This is a genomic window from Gemmobacter lanyuensis, from assembly GCF_014652355.1.
GTDB classification, from domain to species: Bacteria; Pseudomonadota; Alphaproteobacteria; order Rhodobacterales; family Rhodobacteraceae; genus Gemmobacter; species Gemmobacter lanyuensis.
This window is the reverse complement of sequence record NZ_BMYQ01000001.1, coordinates 191367-207751: the sequence shown is the minus strand read 5'-3', so window position 1 is coordinate 207751 and position 16385 is coordinate 191367. Positions and strand designations below refer to the sequence as shown.

19 protein-coding genes are annotated in these 16385 nt (G+C 65.4%); 7 read left to right on the top strand and 12 right to left on the bottom strand.

What is annotated here, in order from left to right; genetic code table 11:
- Positions 1-384: 384 nt before the first annotated feature.
- The 5 genes from IE101_RS01005 to IE101_RS00985 are packed head-to-tail and all read left to right on the top strand — an operon-like array spanning position 385 to position 3424.
- The gene (locus IE101_RS01005) at positions 385-906 is read left to right on the top strand and encodes an LPP20 family lipoprotein (RefSeq protein WP_189631943.1); all 522 of its coding nucleotides are present in this window, start codon (positions 385-387) and stop codon (positions 904-906) included.
- A 5-nt stretch (positions 907-911) separates the two neighbouring features.
- Positions 912-1994: a flagellar assembly protein T N-terminal domain-containing protein gene (locus IE101_RS01000; RefSeq protein WP_189631942.1), complete on the top strand. Its 1083-nt coding sequence runs from the start codon at positions 912-914 to the stop codon at positions 1992-1994.
- The gene (gene flgA / locus IE101_RS00995) at positions 1991-2698 is read left to right on the top strand and encodes a flagellar basal body P-ring formation chaperone FlgA (protein WP_189631941.1); all 708 of its coding nucleotides are present in this window, start codon (positions 1991-1993) and stop codon (positions 2696-2698) included. The genes IE101_RS01000 and flgA overlap by 4 nt, the downstream gene beginning before the upstream one ends.
- Positions 2699-2738: 40 nt before the next feature.
- The gene (gene flgM, locus IE101_RS00990; RefSeq protein WP_189631940.1) at positions 2739-3035 is read left to right on the top strand and encodes a flagellar biosynthesis anti-sigma factor FlgM; all 297 of its coding nucleotides are present in this window, start codon (positions 2739-2741) and stop codon (positions 3033-3035) included.
- 14 nt (positions 3036-3049) lie between these two features.
- Complete coding sequence (locus IE101_RS00985; protein WP_189631939.1) at positions 3050-3424, top strand: hypothetical protein; 375 nt, start codon at positions 3050-3052, stop codon at positions 3422-3424.
- 162 nt (positions 3425-3586) lie between these two features.
- Here the strand turns inward: IE101_RS00985 and IE101_RS00980 are convergent, their stop codons facing one another.
- Both IE101_RS00980 and fliD read right to left on the bottom strand, forming a co-directional pair.
- Positions 3587-4225 carry an SEL1-like repeat protein gene (locus IE101_RS00980; protein ID WP_189631938.1) on the bottom strand — a complete coding sequence of 213 codons (639 nt, stop codon included), beginning with the start codon at positions 4223-4225 and terminating at the stop codon, positions 3587-3589.
- 50 nt (positions 4226-4275) lie between these two features.
- On the bottom strand, positions 4276-5928 hold the full coding sequence (gene fliD / locus IE101_RS00975) for a flagellar filament capping protein FliD (protein ID WP_189631937.1): 1653 nt from the start codon (positions 5926-5928) through the stop codon (positions 4276-4278).
- Between the two features lie 412 nt (positions 5929-6340).
- Between fliD and IE101_RS00970 the strand changes: the two genes are divergently transcribed.
- On the top strand, positions 6341-7834 hold the full coding sequence (locus tag IE101_RS00970) for a flagellin N-terminal helical domain-containing protein (protein ID WP_189631936.1): 1494 nt from the start codon (positions 6341-6343) through the stop codon (positions 7832-7834).
- A gap of 182 nt (positions 7835-8016) precedes the next feature.
- Positions 8017-9375, top strand: a complete 1359-nt coding sequence (gene rpoN, locus IE101_RS00965) for an RNA polymerase factor sigma-54 (protein WP_189631935.1) — start codon at positions 8017-8019, stop codon at positions 9373-9375.
- Positions 9376-9471: 96 nt separating this feature from the next.
- Here the strand turns inward: rpoN and IE101_RS00960 are convergent, their stop codons facing one another.
- The 10 genes from IE101_RS00960 to IE101_RS00915 form a co-directional block, all read right to left on the bottom strand.
- Positions 9472-10176, bottom strand: a complete 705-nt coding sequence (locus IE101_RS00960; RefSeq protein ID WP_189631934.1) for a PDZ domain-containing protein — start codon at positions 10174-10176, stop codon at positions 9472-9474.
- A gap of 14 nt (positions 10177-10190) precedes the next feature.
- Positions 10191-10940, bottom strand: coding sequence for a hypothetical protein (locus IE101_RS00955; RefSeq protein ID WP_189631933.1), 750 nt, complete (start codon positions 10938-10940; stop codon positions 10191-10193).
- A gap of 144 nt (positions 10941-11084) precedes the next feature.
- Entirely contained in the window at positions 11085-12242 is a 1158-nt protein-coding gene (locus IE101_RS00950; RefSeq protein ID WP_189631932.1) for an EscU/YscU/HrcU family type III secretion system export apparatus switch protein, read from the bottom strand.
- Positions 12232-13032 carry a flagellar biosynthetic protein FliR gene (fliR, locus tag IE101_RS00945; protein ID WP_189631931.1) on the bottom strand — a complete coding sequence of 267 codons (801 nt, stop codon included), beginning with the start codon at positions 13030-13032 and terminating at the stop codon, positions 12232-12234. The genes IE101_RS00950 and fliR overlap by 11 nt, the downstream gene beginning before the upstream one ends.
- A gap of 5 nt (positions 13033-13037) precedes the next feature.
- A complete protein-coding gene (gene fliQ, locus IE101_RS00940) occupies positions 13038-13304 on the bottom strand; it encodes a flagellar biosynthesis protein FliQ (protein WP_189631930.1) in 267 nt (88 codons plus the stop codon).
- Between the two features lies 1 nt (position 13305).
- Positions 13306-14058, bottom strand: coding sequence for a flagellar type III secretion system pore protein FliP (gene fliP, locus IE101_RS00935; protein ID WP_189631929.1), 753 nt, complete (start codon positions 14056-14058; stop codon positions 13306-13308).
- Complete coding sequence (locus IE101_RS00930; RefSeq protein WP_189631928.1) at positions 14055-14375, bottom strand: flagellar assembly protein FliO; 321 nt, start codon at positions 14373-14375, stop codon at positions 14055-14057. Before IE101_RS00930 ends, fliP begins: the two co-directional genes overlap by 4 nt.
- 52 nt (positions 14376-14427) lie before the next feature.
- Complete coding sequence (fliN, locus tag IE101_RS00925) at positions 14428-14712, bottom strand: flagellar motor switch protein FliN (protein WP_189631927.1); 285 nt, start codon at positions 14710-14712, stop codon at positions 14428-14430.
- 21 nt (positions 14713-14733) lie between these two features.
- Positions 14734-15780: a flagellar motor switch protein FliM gene (gene fliM, locus IE101_RS00920; RefSeq protein ID WP_189631926.1), complete on the bottom strand. Its 1047-nt coding sequence runs from the start codon at positions 15778-15780 to the stop codon at positions 14734-14736.
- Positions 15781-15789: 9 nt separating this feature from the next.
- Positions 15790-16380 carry a flagellar basal body-associated FliL family protein gene (locus IE101_RS00915; protein WP_189631925.1) on the bottom strand — a complete coding sequence of 197 codons (591 nt, stop codon included), beginning with the start codon at positions 16378-16380 and terminating at the stop codon, positions 15790-15792.
- Positions 16381-16385: the final 5 nt, after the last annotated feature.

Below are 16385 nucleotides of genomic sequence, written 5' to 3'. Positions count from 1 at the left end.
CATGCCAAGCCGAGGGTGGCCCGCTCGCCCTGCGCGGGCAGGCGGCAGCCGGGCAGAATGAGGGATCACGGGCGGGCAAGGCGGGGGCAGGCAAGGCGGAGGCCCGCGCGCGCGGGAAACGCTTGCCATCGCGAGACGTGGCTGTCCCGTCAGCGCCCGGAGGCCCGCGCGCGGGAAACACTTGCCCTAGGCCTGAGCCTGCCGGACGATCACGAACGGCGGCCCGCGCGCGCTAGACACTCGGAGGAACGGCGGGGGATCGCGGCCTCTGCCTGCAATGCCCCAACCTGCCGCTGCAGATGGCACGGGCTTTGCACTGAGCCCTTCCGAAACCTGCTGCCCGCCCGAGATGGAGTGCCCAAAGTGCCGCCGCTGACCCGATCCTTGCCCCTCATCCTGGCGCTGCCGATTGCGGTGGCGGCCTGTGGCCCGCAGACGGCCCGGCAAGCCCTGCCCCCCGACCCCGGCCCCCGCGCCAAGGCGCTGGCCGAGGTGAAGGACCAGCTTGATTCCGTCTCGGCGCCGCTGCAGGCCCCGGGCATCGCCGCCGCTGCTGCTGCAGCCCCTGCCCCAACGGTCGAACCGCTGGTCGGGCGCGGCTTTGCCCAGATCGCGACGCAGCCCGGCAAGACCCATAACGAAAAACGCCTGCTCGCCATCCGTGCCGCCCGCCTTGAGGCGATGCGCGACCTCACCGAACAGATCCACGGCATCGCGCTGCAAAGCTCGACCAACATGACCGGCAGCCGGATCGAGATCGACCAGCTCGCCGCGCGCATTTCCGGGACGCTGCGGGGCGCCAAGACCCGCCGCATCACCCCGCGCGGCACCGACGGCTATGAGGTCGAACTGGAAATCGACCGCGGCACGCTGGGCTATATCGTCCGCATGGCGCGGGGGTACTGATCCCGATGCGCGCGCTGGCCCTGTCGCTTTGCCTGCTGGCCCCGCCCGTCGCGGCCACGGCCCAGACCCTGGTGATTGATGTCACAGGTCAGGCGCTGCAGAACAGCACCGACGATCAGGACAGCGCGCGCCGCCGTGCGCTTGCCGACGCGCTGTTGCAAGCCGCCATGGCCGGGGGGGCAAAGGTCACGGGCCATAGCGTGCTGGACAAGGCGCGCATCACCTCGGACCTGGTGATCGTGCGGCCGGTGGGGCGTGTGTTGGGCCATCAGGTGCTGGCGCAATCCTGCGCGGGCGGGGTCTGTCAGGTGACCATCCGGGCCACCGTCGGCCCCGAGGGCGCGGGCGGCTGCCAGAACCGCAAGATGCAGGTCATCGCCTATGCGCCGGAAATCCGCGTCTCCTCCTCGGCGCCCGCCTGGGCCGAGCCGCTGGCGCAGCGGATCAGCCGCACCATCCTCGAACGTCTGGCCCGCACGCGGGATGTGACGGTCAAGCAGATCACCAACCGCCCCCCGCCCAGACAGGGTCAGACCAGCGATTACCTGACCTTGACCCAGGGGTCCGTCCACCTGAACCCCGGCGATCAAGGTCTGGTCCTGCGGATCGACATGAACACCGAGGCCGCGGGCCTTTCGGGCAAGGCGCTGACGCTGGATCTCGACATCACCTTTCTGGGCGGTCAGGGCGAGAGCAAGACCTACCGCCTGCATCGCGCGGTCAAGCTTCCGGGCGTCTCGCCGTTGGGGCGGGTGGCCGAACTTGCGAAACCCGGCCGCGACCGGCTGGCCGCCGATCTGGCGGGCGAGGCAGAGCCCTATTTCGCCGATCTCATGCAACAGAAGCTGTGCGAACCCGTCAGCATCGTGCTGTCAGTCAGCGGCGGCACCATCTCGGCCCCGGTGGGGCGGGCGCAGGGTCTGACCCGCGGGGCCATCGCCTTTACCGCCGACCGCAACGCCAGCACCGAAATGCTGGAGATTGTCGAGCTGGGCGCCGAACGCGTGGTGCTGCGGCCGCTTGATCCCGGTCAACCCGCCTCGGCCTTTGCGGGCCGGCCGGTCCAGTTTCTGGAAAGCGACCCATGATCGCCCCGGCCCGAGTGTTGGGCTACGGCGCCCTGATCGCGGCGATGCTCGCGCCGCAGGCCCGCGCACTTGAGGCGCTCGAGGTGCAGGCACTGGTGCGGGCGGCAATGGAGGCTGCGGGTCAGCCCGCCACCGAGATCACCGTCCCGGCGCGCCCCCTGCCCGCCTGCACGACCCCGCCCGAAGTCCTGCCGTTTCAGGGCAGCTGGCGGTCCATCGAATTGCGCTGCGCCGACCCGGTCTGGAAACGGGTGCTGCGCAGTGCCGCCAGCCCCAGCGCGCTCCCGCGCGGCGCAAAGGCGCCCGAAGCGCCACAGCGCGAGGTTCTGGTGCTGACCCGCAGCCTGCCCAAGGGCGCCGTGATTGGCCCCGAGGACATTGCACTGCAACCCGCCTCTGCCCTTGGCCGGGCCGAGGTCTTCGAAGACCCCGCCCTGGTCATCGGGCGGCGGCTGAAACAGGGCCTGGGCGGCGGTCAGCCGTTGCTCGCCCGCCAATTGGAGACTGACTATGCCGTCGAGGCAGATACACCCGCCACCCTGACCCTGACGACCCGGGGCATTTCGGTCACCGTGACCGTTCTTCCCCTTGAAAATGGGGAAACAGGCGAGGTGATCCGATTGCGCCACCCCGTCAGCGGCCGCGAAATTCGCGCCCGCGTGATCGGCCGGGATAACTTGGCAATGGCGGCTAACACTCCGTGAAAGAGTGCCGTTTAGCTCTTCAAATGAGGGGGATGCCCAAATGGTCCAGCCTATCAACACACAGCCGGGTCGCGTGCTGCTGCAAGGTGATCCCACCGCGATCGACAGCCGCGCCCGCACCGCCGCACCGGATGGTCCTGCGACCACGACCGGTTCGGAAACCGTAAGCCTGAGCACCGAGGCAACCGCCCTTCCTGCGGCGTTGCAAGCGGGGCCGCCCATTGATTTTGAACGGGTGAACGCGATCAAATCCGCAATTGCCGATGGCAGCTACAAGCCCGACCCCGAGCGGATCGCGGAAAGCCTGACGCGGGATCTGTTCGAGTTCGCGCACTAAACCGGAGTGCCCAGATGACAGCCCTTACCCTGACCCTGATTACCTTGGCAGTCACGGCGCTTGGTGTTGCCGCAACCTTGTTGTGGCAGGGCTTCCGCCATTTCCGCGAGCTGCGGAAGGAACGGGCCGAGCTGGCCCGCATCGATGAACGTCTGGCAAATCTGCAGCAAAGTGTGCTGCGTCTGGACAGCGGCCATGATGTGGCCATCGCCCGGATCGAAGACCTGATTTCGGCCACCCGCGCCGATATCGAATGGCTGGCGGATGAACGCATGATCGAACAGGCCAGCGCCTTGGTCCGCAAGGGCATGACCCCCGACCGCATCAGCGACGAGATGGGTCTTTCGCTGGATACCGCGCGCACCATCGCATTGTTCCGCAGCCACTGATCCTCCCCACCCACGGACGTTTGCAAGGCGCGTCCTTCCTGACCCCGGTATCCCGTTGGATGCCGGGGTCTTTTTTGGTGCTTGGGGGCAGAGACGGCTGTCAGCGCGGACGGCGCAGGGATCAGGCCTGCGCCTTGGCACCGGGTTCTCGGTGCCCAAAACTCACTTCACCAGCTTGCAGGCCATGGGCGGCGCAATGGCCGTGGCGCACCATTCGCCGAACTTCTTCATGGCGCGGTCTTCCAGATCGGCCCAGCTTTCGGGTGGCAGGGCCGCCAGCGTTTCGTCCCGGGCCGAGGCGGCGCCCGGCTCACCCAGGGCGGCGGCAAGGGATTGCCAAAGATAGGCCCCCTCGGGGTCCGGAGGATCGGAGAGCTGCGCCATGACCAGCGCGGCACCCAGCATGGCATGCCCGTGGCCGGCCTTGAGCGCGTCCTGAAGATCCGTCAGAAGCCGCGGGGCAATCGACGGGCCAAGGCCCGGCGCTCCCTGCTCGGTCAGCATCCGGATCAGCGGCTCGGCGGCGGGAAGCCCCTCGATCCGCGCGCGCCAGGCCCAATACAGCGCCTCACGATCATTGCGCGGCACACCTTCGCCGGAATGATAGATCAGCGCCAGATTGAACTGGGCATCAGGATCCCCCGCCCGCGCCAGATCGGCAAAAAGAACCGCCGCGCGGCTGGTATCGCCCGCAGCGTAAGCTTCAACCGCCGCGTTGAAGGCGGCGGTGTCGTCCGACGTGGCGGGAACGGGCGCAGGCAGGTCAGCGGCGCCGGGTTCGATGGCCGATCCGGCGGGCATGGCGGCCCCCAGGGACAGACACAGGCACAGCGCCAAGCCAGCGCTGCGGATCACTCGTTCTTGTTCCATTGGGCAACCAGACTGTCGAGATAGCTGCTCGTGCTGTTGAAGCGCGTCACTGCGGCCTCCATCGCGCCGAACCGCTGGGCATACATGGTCTTGAGCGACTCGGCCCGGGTATCAAGTTCGGTCAGCGTCTTTTGCGCATCCGTCGCCTCGGCCGTGACGGTGTTGCGCATCATGTCCAGGGTGCCGGAATTGGCCGTGGCGCTGCTGATCACCTCATCCAGCAGGGTCAGGAAGCTCTTGCCATAGGAAATCCGGGCCGAGGCGACCTCATCATCCACCTTCAGGATCAGACCCGAAAATTCGCCCGCGGCGGCGGTAAAGAAGGTGCGGCCATCGCCCATATCCACACCGGAAAAGGTGGTATCGCCCATCGTGGCCTCGGCCGTCGCCGGATTGCGCTGGAAGCTGAACACGCCGGGCGTCATCTTCCTGGTCGAAACCCCGACGACCGAGACGCCCTCGTCATCGGCCGTCAGACGGTTGGAAAAGACCGCGTCGAAGGCGGATGGATTGTCCGCGAAGGCCTTTTCAAAGGCCTTGGCATTCAGCGTCAGGCTGCCGTCCTGCTGGGTCCGCAGGCCTAGTTCGGTCAGATAGACGGGTTTGTCGCCATACCCCGCAATCGGGCGGCGGATCAGGCTGTCAAGCTGCCGCTTCAACCCCTGAAGACCGGCATTTCCGGCCAGATCACCCGCCTCTTCGTCTTCGGTTTCCCGGGCGGTCATCTTGGTCAGCATGGCCTGGGCCGCGTTGACCTTTTCCACCAGGGTCATGAGGTTGGTGCGTGCAATCTCCTGATCCCGCGATACGGTCAGCCGGGTCGAGGTGCCGGGCTGGCTGATCGTCAGCTCCATCCCCGGCACAACATCGGTCAAGGTGTTGGTTTCACGGAAAATCTGGATGCCATTCACGGTCACGACAGCATTCTGCGCCGCCTGGGCCTGCACGGTCGAATTCGTGGTGGTGGTGTCAAAGCGGGCCAGACCGGACCCGGGCGTGGTTTCCTCGACCGTCAGGCGGATGGCGTTTCCGGCGCCGGGCTGGGTCAGCACCCCGAGCGAGAAGGTCCCGTCCCCCTTGTCCAGCACCGCGGCGGTAAGGCCATAAAGCGCATCGATCTGGCGCGCGAAGGTTTCCAGCGTCGTGCCCTCTGACACATTCAGCGTCAGGGTCTGCGTCCCCGGCTTAACCGCAAAGCTTTCCTCCGTCGCACCTTCCGGCGTGTACCAGGCGCCAAAGTCCAGTGTGACTTTCCCGGCCGGAAGCGTGGCCGTTTTGGAGGAAAACCCTGTAAATTCGAGAACCTGTGATTTTGCCACCTGCAAGACACCGACTGTCGTCTCGCCCATGGCAAGGGCGTTGCGATCGGTGACCTTCGTCCCGACCGTGCCGGAACTGCTCCGCACGCTCAGCACGTCATTGGCGGCAATCGCGCTGAGCGATGATTGCACCGACAAGAGCTGCGACCGGACAGTGCCGATGGCGGAAATCGACACTTCCGTCTTGTCCAGCCGATCCTGCGCCGTCTGCTTCGGGACCGAGATCGAGGCTTCGACCAGCGAGGTCGCAAGCTCTTTCAGATCCACGCCGGAGCCGGTCTTGTTCAACTTGGAAAGAAGGTCGATCTGGGCCATGCGTCATTCCTCTGGCTGCACACGGCAAAACGGCGCATCGGCGCAATTTGTTTAGACGCCGACCGCCGCCCCGCCGCGAAAGGTCGGCGCCGCAGTAGGGGACATGATTTTTTTTCGCGGGGTCCCCTGAAGGCCCCTCACCCTCGCGCGTGTGCTCGCGTGTGCGCGTTCCTTGAAGGGGCTTGACGAGGTGATGCCGCGCAACCTCGCGCAGCGCGGGCGGCGCGGCGGGATCCTGGTCAACCCTTGGCTGCACCGGACCCGCCCGGCCGCCCCCGTCGGACCTGGCAGGCGCCAGCATTTTCCACAGGCTCGCTAAACATTCCTGCACTGCGCCGTTTTGCCTATCAGACGCGGCTGGCAAGGCATGACGCCCCGAAGACGCCGCGACGGCAAGCCAAGGAGGCTACACATGAGCGTTATTAACACGAACATCTCCGCCATCACCGCCCAGGCGAGCATGAACCAGATCGAGGGCGACTACCAACAGGCCATGACCCGTCTGTCGACCGGTCTGCGCGTGAACTCGGCCGCTGACGATGCCGCCGGTCTGGCGATCGGTGAAAAGATGACCGCGCAGGTCATGGGCATCGAGCAGGCGATCCGGAACGCCACCGACGGTCAGTCGCTGGTGAACACGGCCGAAGGCGCGCAGAAAGAGATCACCTCGATGCTGCAGCGTCTGCGTGAAGTCGCCGTACAATCGTCGTCGGATACCAACACCGGCCTTGACCGCGCCTCGCTGACCTCGGAATCGAAGCAGCTCGTCTCGGAGATCAACCGCATCGCCGAAACCACGACCTTCAACGGCATGAACATCCTGGACGGCTCGTTCAAAGGCAAGACCTTCCAGATCGGTGCTGACCAGGGTCAGGCGATGGAAATCAACATCGACAGCGCCAAGGCGACCGACATCGGTTCCTACACCATCAAGACCAACGCCTCGAACACCGCGGGCAACGCCAGCGGCATCGCAGCCGGCACCGATATCTCGATCACAGGTTACCTGGGTTCGGCCACCATCACCACCGACGCCAACCAGTCGGCGGCTGAACTGGCGCAGGCCGTGAACGACAACACCGCCCAGACCGGTGTGACCGCGACCGCCGAAACCAATGTGAAACTGTCGGGCATGTCGGCCGCCACCACCGTCAGCTTCGACGTGAACGGCGTGTCGATCGGCACGGTGAACATCGCCGACACCAGCGACCTGACCTCGCTGCGCGACGCCATCAACAACGTGTCGAACCAGACCGGCGTCACCGCGAAGATGGGCGACACCAACGGCGAAATCATCCTGACCGACGCCAACGGCGATGACATCAAGCTGGAAAACTACGACGTGGGTGACGATGCCGCCACCATGTCGGCCCAGGCCCTGGAAACGGACGGCACCGACGCGGTGACCGGGCCGGTCACGCTGGACGAAGCCGCTGACGACGCCGCGACCATCACCGGTTCGGTCACCATGACTTCGGCCTTTGATTTCTCGGCGGGCTCGGTTGACCCCTCGGGCGGCGGTCTGGCGACCGAAGATGACGGCACCACCTTCTTCAAGGATACCCGCGATGCGGTCTCTGCCGATCTGACCTCGGTTGCGGAAATCGACCTGTCGTCGGCCAAGAAAGCCTCGGAGGCGATCACCGTGCTGGATACCGCGATGCAGGCCATCGCCAAATCCCGCGCCGATCTGGGTGCCGTGTCGAACCGTCTGGACAGCACCATCTCGAACCTGTCCTCGATCTCGACCTCGGTCTCGGCCGCCAAGTCGCAGATCATGGACGCCGACTATGCCCAAGAATCGACGAACCTCGCCCGTTCGCAGATCATTGCGCAGGCGTCGCAGGCGATGCTGGCTCAGGCCAACTCGAACCAGAAACAGGTTCTTTCGCTCATCAAGGGCTAATCTTCTGATTTTCCTTGAAATTTTCCGCCCTCGGCGCTGCGGCGCCGGGGGTTTTTTCTTGCGCGCCACATTCAGGTTTACGTGGCGTAAGCGTCGGCTTTCCGACATTTTAGGGGTGTCAAACGTATTTTTTGCGTTTTGCAGGCCGGGCGTGAAATCTGCCTGTGAAAGGCAGGCTCATCATGCATATCGGACCCTCACACGCATTTCATCAGCGCCAGTCGCTTGTCGTGACGGCCCAGCTGCAGCAGGCAATCCGCCTGCTTCAGATGGGCAACACCGAACTTCAGGGCTTTATTGAAGCCCAGGCCGAAGAAAATCCCTTTGTCGATGCCCGCGCGCCCCAGCCCGCGCCCCCCCGCGACCGCCCTTTGCCTGCATCGGTCACGCGCCGGTCGTCGGACGATGACTGGGACCGCATCGCCGCCCTGCCCGATGATCGTGGCCCCTCGCTCTATGCCCATGTCGAGGCGCATGTGGAGGCCCTTGGCCTGACCCCGCGCGAAGCCCGCATCGCGGGCGCCTTTCTGGATGCGCTGGAACCCTCGGGCTGGATCGGGCAGAGCGTGGCCGAAGTTGCCGCCCAGGCGGGCGTGACCGAAACCGAAGCCGAAACCGTGCTGAACCTGATGCAGCGCATCGAACCCGCGGGGCTTTTTGCCCGCAATCTGGCCGAATGCCTGTATCTGCAGGCCCGCGCACAGCGCCTGCTGACCCCCGTGTTCGAGGCCGTGCTGCGCAACCTGCCGCTGGTCGCCGCCGCAGACATGGCCGGTCTGGCCCGCGTCTGCCGCTGCCAGATCGAGGATCTGCGCCCCGCCCTGCGCGAGCTGCGCGCCCTTGACCCCAAACCGGGTGCGCAATTCGACGCGACGCCCGTGCCGCAACTGCCGCCCGACCTGATCGCCCGGCGTGGGGCGGATGGCTGGGTGGTGGATCTCAACCGCTCGACCCTGCCCAGCATCGTCGTACGGGCGGGCGACAAGGACCAGCCCACCCCGCGGGAACCCGCCGCCCGGGCCGAGGCCGCGCGCTATATCGCGGAACGGCTGTCGGTGGCGCGCTGGCTGGCGCGCGCGGTGGCCCACCGCAATGAAACCAGCCTCCGCATCGGCGCCGAGATCGTGCGCCGCCAGCAGGGCTTTCTGGAACACGGCCCGGCGAGCCTGCGCCCGATGACGCTGCGCGAAGTGGCCGAGGCGGTGGGCGTGCATGAAAGCACCGTCAGCCGCGTCTGTTCCGGCCTGATGATGGCGACGCCGCAGGGGTGTTTCCCGCTCAAGCACTTCTTCACCGCGGCCCTTTCGGCCAGCAGCGGCGATGAGGCCGGGTCGGCAGGCGCGGTGCGCCACCGTATCCGTGAACTGATCCGCGCGGAATCCCCCCGCGACCCGCTGAGCGACGAGGCCATCGCCCAGATCGTTTCCTCCGAGGGGATCCAGCTGGCACGGCGCACCGTCGCCAAATACCGCGAGATGATGGATATCCCCAGCTCGGCCGCGCGCCGCCGCCGGGCGATCCTTGACGCGCAGACGCGCTGATCCGCATGCCCGATGAAAAAGGCGGCCCGCCCCGATGGCAGGCCGCCTTTTCCTTTTCTGCCCTTGCCGCAAGGGCGGCGGCACCCGGGCGCCCGGTCAGGCCAGCGCGGTGTCAGGGTCTTGCGCGGCGGGGCCTGCGGCCTTGCTTCCCCAGCGATACTGCGCGGCAGGATCAAGTCGCAGGAAGGTGGCCACGGCCTCTGCTTCCGTCGCAGCCGCCAGAAAGGCCACGGGGATCGCCCCGGCAATGCGCCGTTCCGAAAGAAGAATCCGGGGGCCACGCCGCCACAGATGCAGCGACAGCGCCGCATAAAGCGGCAGCGCCAGCCAGGGCGACACCACCCCCGCCACGGCCAGGGTGGCCGCATGGGTTGCCAGCGTCAGCCAAAGCCGCATCTGCAAAAGCCACAATGGCGCCGCGATCAGCGCCAGCAGGGGGGGCGTCTGGTCCAGCACCTCGAAAAGGCCTGCGCCATCGCGCATCACCACCCAGTTCTGCGCCGGGCCTGCCGGAGGTTCCGGCAAGGTCTGCCCCACGGGCAGGGCGACCGGATCCCACTGTCCCAGCGCAGGCGTGGCCGCAAAGACCGAAAAGACCACATCGCCGCGAAGAAAGGTCAAGACCACCGGCGGTTCGGCCAAGGTCATCGGAAAGCGCAGTGCCAGATCTTCGGCCGTGCCGGTGAAGGCCCGCCCGTCCACGGCCAGCAGCACATCCCCGGGACGAAGGCACAAGGACCAGCCCGCGCGGGCCAGCCCCCCGGGCGCAAGCGCAAGGGTGGTGGGGATCGCATCACTCATGGCAACCTCAGGGATCAGGGATAGCTGAAGGGCGAAGGTTCGGGCGCCGTCTGGGCCGCCGCCGCCGGTTTGGGCGCGGGCTTCGGGCGGCTGCTGCCGCCACTTGCGGGTTTGGAAACCGGCGCCGGTTTGGGCTTGGGTGCGGGGGCCGCCTCGGCTGACTTTGCGGGGGCCGCCCCGGCCGTGCCCTCAAGCCGCCGCAGGGTTTCCCCCAGCATCATCGTCAGCTGTGCAGCCTGTTCACCGCCCGTGGCCTTTTTCAGATCACTGACCTGCAATTCCACTGCGGCAATGGCGGTCAGCACATCGGTGCGCAGCTTTTCCAGATCGGCGCCGCCAGCGGCGGCAGGCGGGTCTTCCGGCAGGGCGTTCTGGGCAAGCGCGGTCAGAACATCGGTACGCAGGTTTTCCAGATCGGCCTTCTGCGCCATTTCGGGGACATCCAACCGACTGACCAATTCGTCGATATCGCCGAATTTCTGCACCCAGGCCCCCGTCGCCGCCGCTTGAAGCTCTGACGCTTCACGCAGATCAGCAACCGATCGGAAATAGACCAGCGCCGAAACCGCGACCGAGAGAAGTGCCCCGCCCGTGGCGGCGATGGTCAAGACGCCAAGCCGTCGCTGCGCCTTTTGCAGCGCCTCTGTGCCACGCAGCTGGCCCTCGATCGCGGCAGCCGCCTCGGCCGCGGCATCGGTCGCCGCCTCGGCCGCCGCAAGTGCGTTGCGGATGGCTTCGGCAAGCTGCTCATTCTCCTGGCTCATCACGGTCTCCTGGCGGGTGCGGCCCTTGCGGGGGCCGGATTTCTTGCGCGCAGCCGGCTTGCGCCGGGCGGGTTTGGGGCTGTCTGGCAACTTCCGTGCCATGTCAGGCGCCTGTGCGGCACAAGGGCGGGCATTTCCGCTGCATCATGGCGCGCTCCGGGGCGGCTCGGGCGTCTCGGGGCGGCCATGCACGTCAAAGCGCATCTCGGACGGAAGGTCGATGTCAGGCAGATCCACGGCCTCGCCACGGTCCACGCGGAACACATGCGCCAGCACCGCCGCCACGGCAGCAAAGAGCCGGTCGTCGATCTGCATCCCGATCTCGCCCGAATAGTAAAGCGCGCGGGCCAGAGGCGGCAGACGCAGGGTGTGGATCGCGGCTTTGCGACCGATATCCATGATCTCATGCGCGATGGGACCGCGGCCCATGGCAAGGATGACAGGGGCATCGGTTTCACCCGGCACATAGCGCAGCGCCACGGCGAAATGCGTAGGGTTGGTGATGATTGCCGTGGCCTGCGGCACATCGGCCAGCGCCTTGCGCTGACGTCCGGCGCGGCGGGCGGCCTGCATCTGTTTCTGCCGGATCTTGCCCTTCAGCTCGGGCGAGCCGTTCTGTTCCTTGGATTCGCGCTTGACCTCATCCTTGGTCATCATCAGCCCCTTCATCAGGGTGCGGTATTGCCAGGCCAGATCGACCGCCGCGATCGCGGCCAGGCCCAGGGCCAGACGGCTGAGCAGATCCACCACCATCTGCCCGATCCGGGCGGCCGCGGTGGCAGGTTCCAACGCACCCAGCCCATCAAGATCCAGCAGGATCGCCTTGAACACCGTATAGGCCAGAACCCCCAGAATTCCGACCTTGATCAGGGATTTCAGAAGGTTGATCAGCGCCTGCATCGAAACCATGCGCTTCATGCCGGAAAAGGGGTTCAGCTTTTCACCCTTGAAGCTGGGGCCGTTGAAATGCAGCCCCCCCATCAGCGCCTGCAACCCGATGACAGACATCATCACCGGCACCGCGGCCCCCAGTCCGAAGAGCAGCACATACCACCCCAGATCGCCCAGCCGGTCGATCATCAGCGCGTCCAGATCGCCTTCGATCCGCAGCATCCGGCCCCAGGCCCCGGCGATCTGCGGCAACTGCCCCACCACGAACATGCACAATCCCGTGGCCACTGCCATTGCGCCAAAAACAAAGGCCTCTTGCGAGGTCAGGATCTGTCCGTTTTCCAGCGCCTGTTCGCGTTTTCGGGGGGTTGGTTCTTCCGTCTTTTCCAGATCGCTGTCTTCATCCGCCATGGCCTGTCCCCAGCATCCCCGAAATGGCCGCAAGGCCCATGTCGATCAGACCTTCAAGTTCGGTGCCAAGCCGCGGGGCGGTGATCAGCAGCATCAGAAGCGTTGCCGTCATCGTCAGCGGGAACCCGAAAGAGAAGACGTTGAACTGCGGTGCCGATCGCGTCAGCACCCCCACCGCAAGGTTCAACAGCAAAAGCAGCGTCGCCACTGGCAGCGTGAGCTTGAGCGCCAGCACGAACAGCGCCGCGCCCGTGGCCACCCCGGTCGAGACCAGGGCAAAGGCATCAAACCCCTGCCCCGGCGGAATGGCCTGATAGCTGTCCAGCACGATCCGCAGCGCCGTCAGGTGGCTGTCGGTCGAGACGAACAGCATGACAAGCAGCATGCTGAAGAACTGGCTGACCACGGGCGTCTGCGCGCCGGCCGAGGGATCGAATTGCGCGGCAAAGCCCAAGCCCGCGGTATTGGCGATCTGGTCGCCCGCCTTGGCGGCCGCGGCGAAGAACAGCATCAGCACCGTCCCTGCGGCCAGTCCCAGCACCAGCTCGCCCAGCACCAGCGTCACCCCTGTCAGGGCCGCGATCTGTTCGACCGGCGGCAAAGGGACCAACCCCTGCAAGGGCAACGGCAGCACCACCGAAACCACGATCCGCACCTGAAGCGGCAGGTAACGCGCGCCAAAGAACGGCGCAGCCACCATGAAACTGCCCACCCGCAGCATCAGGATCAGGTGATGCACCGCAAGCTGGAACAGGGGCTGAAGGTCAAGCCCGGGAAGGAGGGGCTGCATCTCCATCAGTGCAGGGTCGCAATGGTCTGAAAGACGAAGGTGAAGTAATCGGTCATCCGGCCCAGCATGAAGCTGGCCATCAGCGCCATGGTCAGCAGCACGATCCCAAGCTTCGGCACGAAACCGATGGTGGCATCGTTGATCGAGGTCGCAGCCTGCAGGACCCCGACGACGATCCCTACCAGCAGCGCCACACCCAGCACCGGCCCGGCGGTGATCAGGATGTTCCAATAGGCGATTTTAAGATGTTCGATGCTGGCTGCGGCGTCCATCTCAGCGCATCCCGTATCCGGCGGCCAGCGATCCGACCAGCAGCGACCAGCCATCCACCATGACGAACAGCAAAAGCTTCAGCGGCAAGGACACGAGGATCGGGCTGAGCATCATCATCCCCAGCGCCATCAGGATCGAGGCCACCACCATGTCGATCACCAGAAACGGCAGGTAGATCAGAAAGCCGATCTGGAAGGCGGTCTTCAGCTCGGATGTCAGGAAAGCCGGCAGCAGCACCGTCATCGGCACGTCGTCGGGCGTGGCAAAGGGGCCCTGCCCCGACAGGTCGGAAAACATCAGCAGGTCATTCTGCCGGGTATTTTCGATCAGGAACCCGCGCATGATGGTCGTGCCCGCCTTCAACCCCTCGGGCGCCGTCATGGTGCCTTCCAGCACGGGGGTCGCCACCTCGGTATAAAGCCGGTCCAGCGTGGGCTGCATGACGAAAAAGGTCAGGAACATCGCCAGCGCGATCAGCACCTGATTGGGCGGGGTCTGCTGCGTGCCAAGCGCCTGCCGCAGGATCGACAGAACGATGATGATGCGGGTGAAGGCCGTCATCCCCAAGACGATCGAGGGCAGCACCGTCAGAACCGTCATCAACGCGACGATCTGGAAGGACAGCGAATAGGTCACGCCATCGCCACTGTCGTTCATGGTCAGTGCGGGCAATCCCTGGCCAAGGGCGGGCAGTGCCAGACCCAGAACCCCGGCCGCAACGGCAAGGCCAACCAGAAGATGCATGCGCTTCATGCTGCGTCCCCCGTCATGCTGGCCACGCTCGGCAACTGGGTGATCACGGGGGCGGCGCCGCGCAGCCGCAGGACCAGAAATTCCGTCTCGTCCACCCGCAGGATCATGGCGCGGTCGGCGGGCGACAGGGCCAGCACCTCGGCCACCTTCATGCGGCTCCCGGCGGTCGTGCGGATCGCGCCGCCCTGCCCCTTCCAGACCCGCACCCCCAGCCAGACCGCCCCAAGAACCGCCAGAAACAGCAGCGTCACAAGGATCTGGTCGGGCCGGATCACCGAAAGGGGAACCGGGGCCGCGTCGGGCAGGGTTTGGGTCATGGCACACCTCAGGCGGGTTTCACGCCAAAGCCGTGCAATTCGCGTGCCGTGGTCAGACCGACTCGGCGCGTTTTTCGGGGTCGATGATCTCGCCAAAGCGAATGCCGAAGCGTTCGCCCACCACCACCACCTCGCCCTTGGCGATCGGGGTGCCGTTCACCAGCACATCCAGCGGGTCACCCGCCAGCCGGTCCAGCTCGATGACCGAGCCTTCGGACAGGCGCAGCAGATCACGGATGGTCAGTTCCGCCCGCCCCACCTCGACCGTCAGCTTGACGGCGATGTTTTCCAGCAAGCGCATTCCGTCGGGATTGCCACGATCATTCATGTCGCTCATGTCTTTCCTGCCTTTCCGGTGTCATTCTGCGGCAGCAGCCATATGGCCCTGCGCATCGCCGGGCGACTGCCCCGGCACCTGAAGCGAGACCGACTGCCCCGCCCCCAGCGAAGATTGCGTCACGCTCAGCGCCGCATGGCCACGAATGGCGCCGGGCCGCGCGCGGAACAGCGGCACGCCCTCGACCATCACCTCGACGGTTTCCGACAGGCTGACCGGCACGACATCGCCCTCTTGCATCTGAAGCACCTGCCGGAGCGACATTTCGGGTTCGGCCAGCCGGGCCGAAACGGTCAGCGGTACCGCCATCACCGCCCGTTCCAGACGGCTGCGCCAGTTGTCGTTTTCGTCGATGAAATCCGATTGCATCCGCGACCGCAGCTGCCCCGAAATCGGCTTCAGTGCCTGCAGCGGATAGAGGATGTCGAAGCTTGCGGGTTCTAGCCCCGGCAGCTGAACCATGAAGGAACAGTTCACCACATGGTCCTCGCCATCGACGAAGGCCGCGAACTGCATGTTCTCTTCCCGGCTCGAGACATTGAAAGTCACCGTCATCAGGTCGCGCCACGCCAGTTGCAGGGCATGGTTCAGCCGGTCGGTGATCAGCTCGATCACACGCTGTTCAGTGCCGGTGAATTCCGTGCGGCTGGATTTCAGCGTGCGGATCGACCCGCCATAATAGGCATCGGTCAACATCCAGACAAAGCTGGGCGGGATCACGATCAGCTGGTTGCCGCGCAGTTCCTCAATGCGGCTTTGCGTCAGGCTGACAAAGTTTTCCTGGCCGTTGCGGTAATCGTCAAAGGTGCGGATTTCCGGCGGGAAGCAGGAAATCCGCGGCTGGAAGCGCAGCATGGGCAGAAAGGCCGCCCGTGCGATGCGGCAGAAGCGTTCATTGATCATCCGCAGGCCGTAGTAATCCCCGACCAGCGAAAGATCATTGGCGCCAAAGACATAGGGGCGAACATCGGATCCTTCCGCCCCCGCGTTGGCGCCCAGATCCATATCGATGAGGCCGCCCACAAGGGCTGCGACCTCATTGGAAGAGAGCTTTCTCGGCTTGGCCATCTTGCGACCTTACTGCATGACGAAGGAGGGGAAGAACACGTCCTTGATGCCGCCGAAGTCCTCAAGCTCTTCCAGCTTCTTGTTCAGCGCATCGCGGATCTGCAGCGCCAGCTTGTCGCGGCCTTCCCCGGTTTTCAGTTCCTCTTCGGTGAAATTGGTGACGACCTTCAGGATCTCGGATTTGAGCGCAAGCTCATGCGTCTGCACCCGTTCAAAGACCTTGGCGTCATATTCGGTGGACAGGCCGACCCCCAGCTGAAGGAAACGCCGCGAATCCTTGATGTTCGAGGTCAGAGGATCCTTGAAGGTGAAATAGCTTGTGACATAGGCCTCTTCCTCGGGGGTTTCGCGCGGCACTTTCTGGGGCTGGTTGGGGTCAACCTCTTCGGCCGCGTGTTCTTCGGCAGCGGCGGGTTCGGCCTGTTTTTCCATCAGGCGCAGCACATCCTTGGCCGGCGACATCGGGTTGGCGAAATAGATATAGCCCGCGCCGAACCCGACGCCCACGAAGACCGCCACGGCCAGCAAAAAGATCAGCCCTTTCAACAGCTTTCCGACCAGCCCGCCCTTGGGCTTGTCTTCTTTGGTCTCTTTGGTCATCGGTC

Coding starts and splice junctions, on each gene's coding strand:
- IE101_RS01000 (WP_189631942.1), top strand. CDS start 912: ATGCGCGCGCTGGCCCTGTCGCTTTGCCTGCTGGCCCCGCCCGTCGCG.
- flgA (WP_189631941.1), top strand. CDS start 1,991: ATGATCGCCCCGGCCCGAGTGTTGGGCTACGGCGCCCTGATCGCGGCG.
- flgM (WP_189631940.1), top strand. CDS start 2,739: ATGGTCCAGCCTATCAACACACAGCCGGGTCGCGTGCTGCTGCAAGGT.
- IE101_RS00985 (WP_189631939.1), top strand. CDS start 3,050: ATGACAGCCCTTACCCTGACCCTGATTACCTTGGCAGTCACGGCGCTT.
- IE101_RS00980 (WP_189631938.1), bottom strand. CDS start 4,225: ATGCCCGCCGGATCGGCCATCGAACCCGGCGCCGCTGACCTGCCTGCG.
- fliD (WP_189631937.1), bottom strand. CDS start 5,928: ATGGCCCAGATCGACCTTCTTTCCAAGTTGAACAAGACCGGCTCCGGC.
- IE101_RS00970 (WP_189631936.1), top strand. CDS start 6,341: ATGAGCGTTATTAACACGAACATCTCCGCCATCACCGCCCAGGCGAGC.
- rpoN (WP_189631935.1), top strand. CDS start 8,017: ATGCATATCGGACCCTCACACGCATTTCATCAGCGCCAGTCGCTTGTC.
- IE101_RS00960 (WP_189631934.1), bottom strand. CDS start 10,176: ATGAGTGATGCGATCCCCACCACCCTTGCGCTTGCGCCCGGGGGGCTG.
- IE101_RS00955 (WP_189631933.1), bottom strand. CDS start 10,940: ATGAGCCAGGAGAATGAGCAGCTTGCCGAAGCCATCCGCAACGCACTT.
- IE101_RS00950 (WP_189631932.1), bottom strand. CDS start 12,242: ATGGCGGATGAAGACAGCGATCTGGAAAAGACGGAAGAACCAACCCCC.
- fliR (WP_189631931.1), bottom strand. CDS start 13,032: ATGCAGCCCCTCCTTCCCGGGCTTGACCTTCAGCCCCTGTTCCAGCTT.
- fliQ (WP_189631930.1), bottom strand. CDS start 13,304: ATGGACGCCGCAGCCAGCATCGAACATCTTAAAATCGCCTATTGGAAC.
- fliP (WP_189631929.1), bottom strand. CDS start 14,058: ATGAAGCGCATGCATCTTCTGGTTGGCCTTGCCGTTGCGGCCGGGGTT.
- IE101_RS00930 (WP_189631928.1), bottom strand. CDS start 14,375: ATGACCCAAACCCTGCCCGACGCGGCCCCGGTTCCCCTTTCGGTGATC.
- fliN (WP_189631927.1), bottom strand. CDS start 14,712: ATGAGCGACATGAATGATCGTGGCAATCCCGACGGAATGCGCTTGCTG.
- fliM (WP_189631926.1), bottom strand. CDS start 15,780: ATGGCCAAGCCGAGAAAGCTCTCTTCCAATGAGGTCGCAGCCCTTGTG.
- IE101_RS00915 (WP_189631925.1), bottom strand. CDS start 16,380: ATGACCAAAGAGACCAAAGAAGACAAGCCCAAGGGCGGGCTGGTCGGA.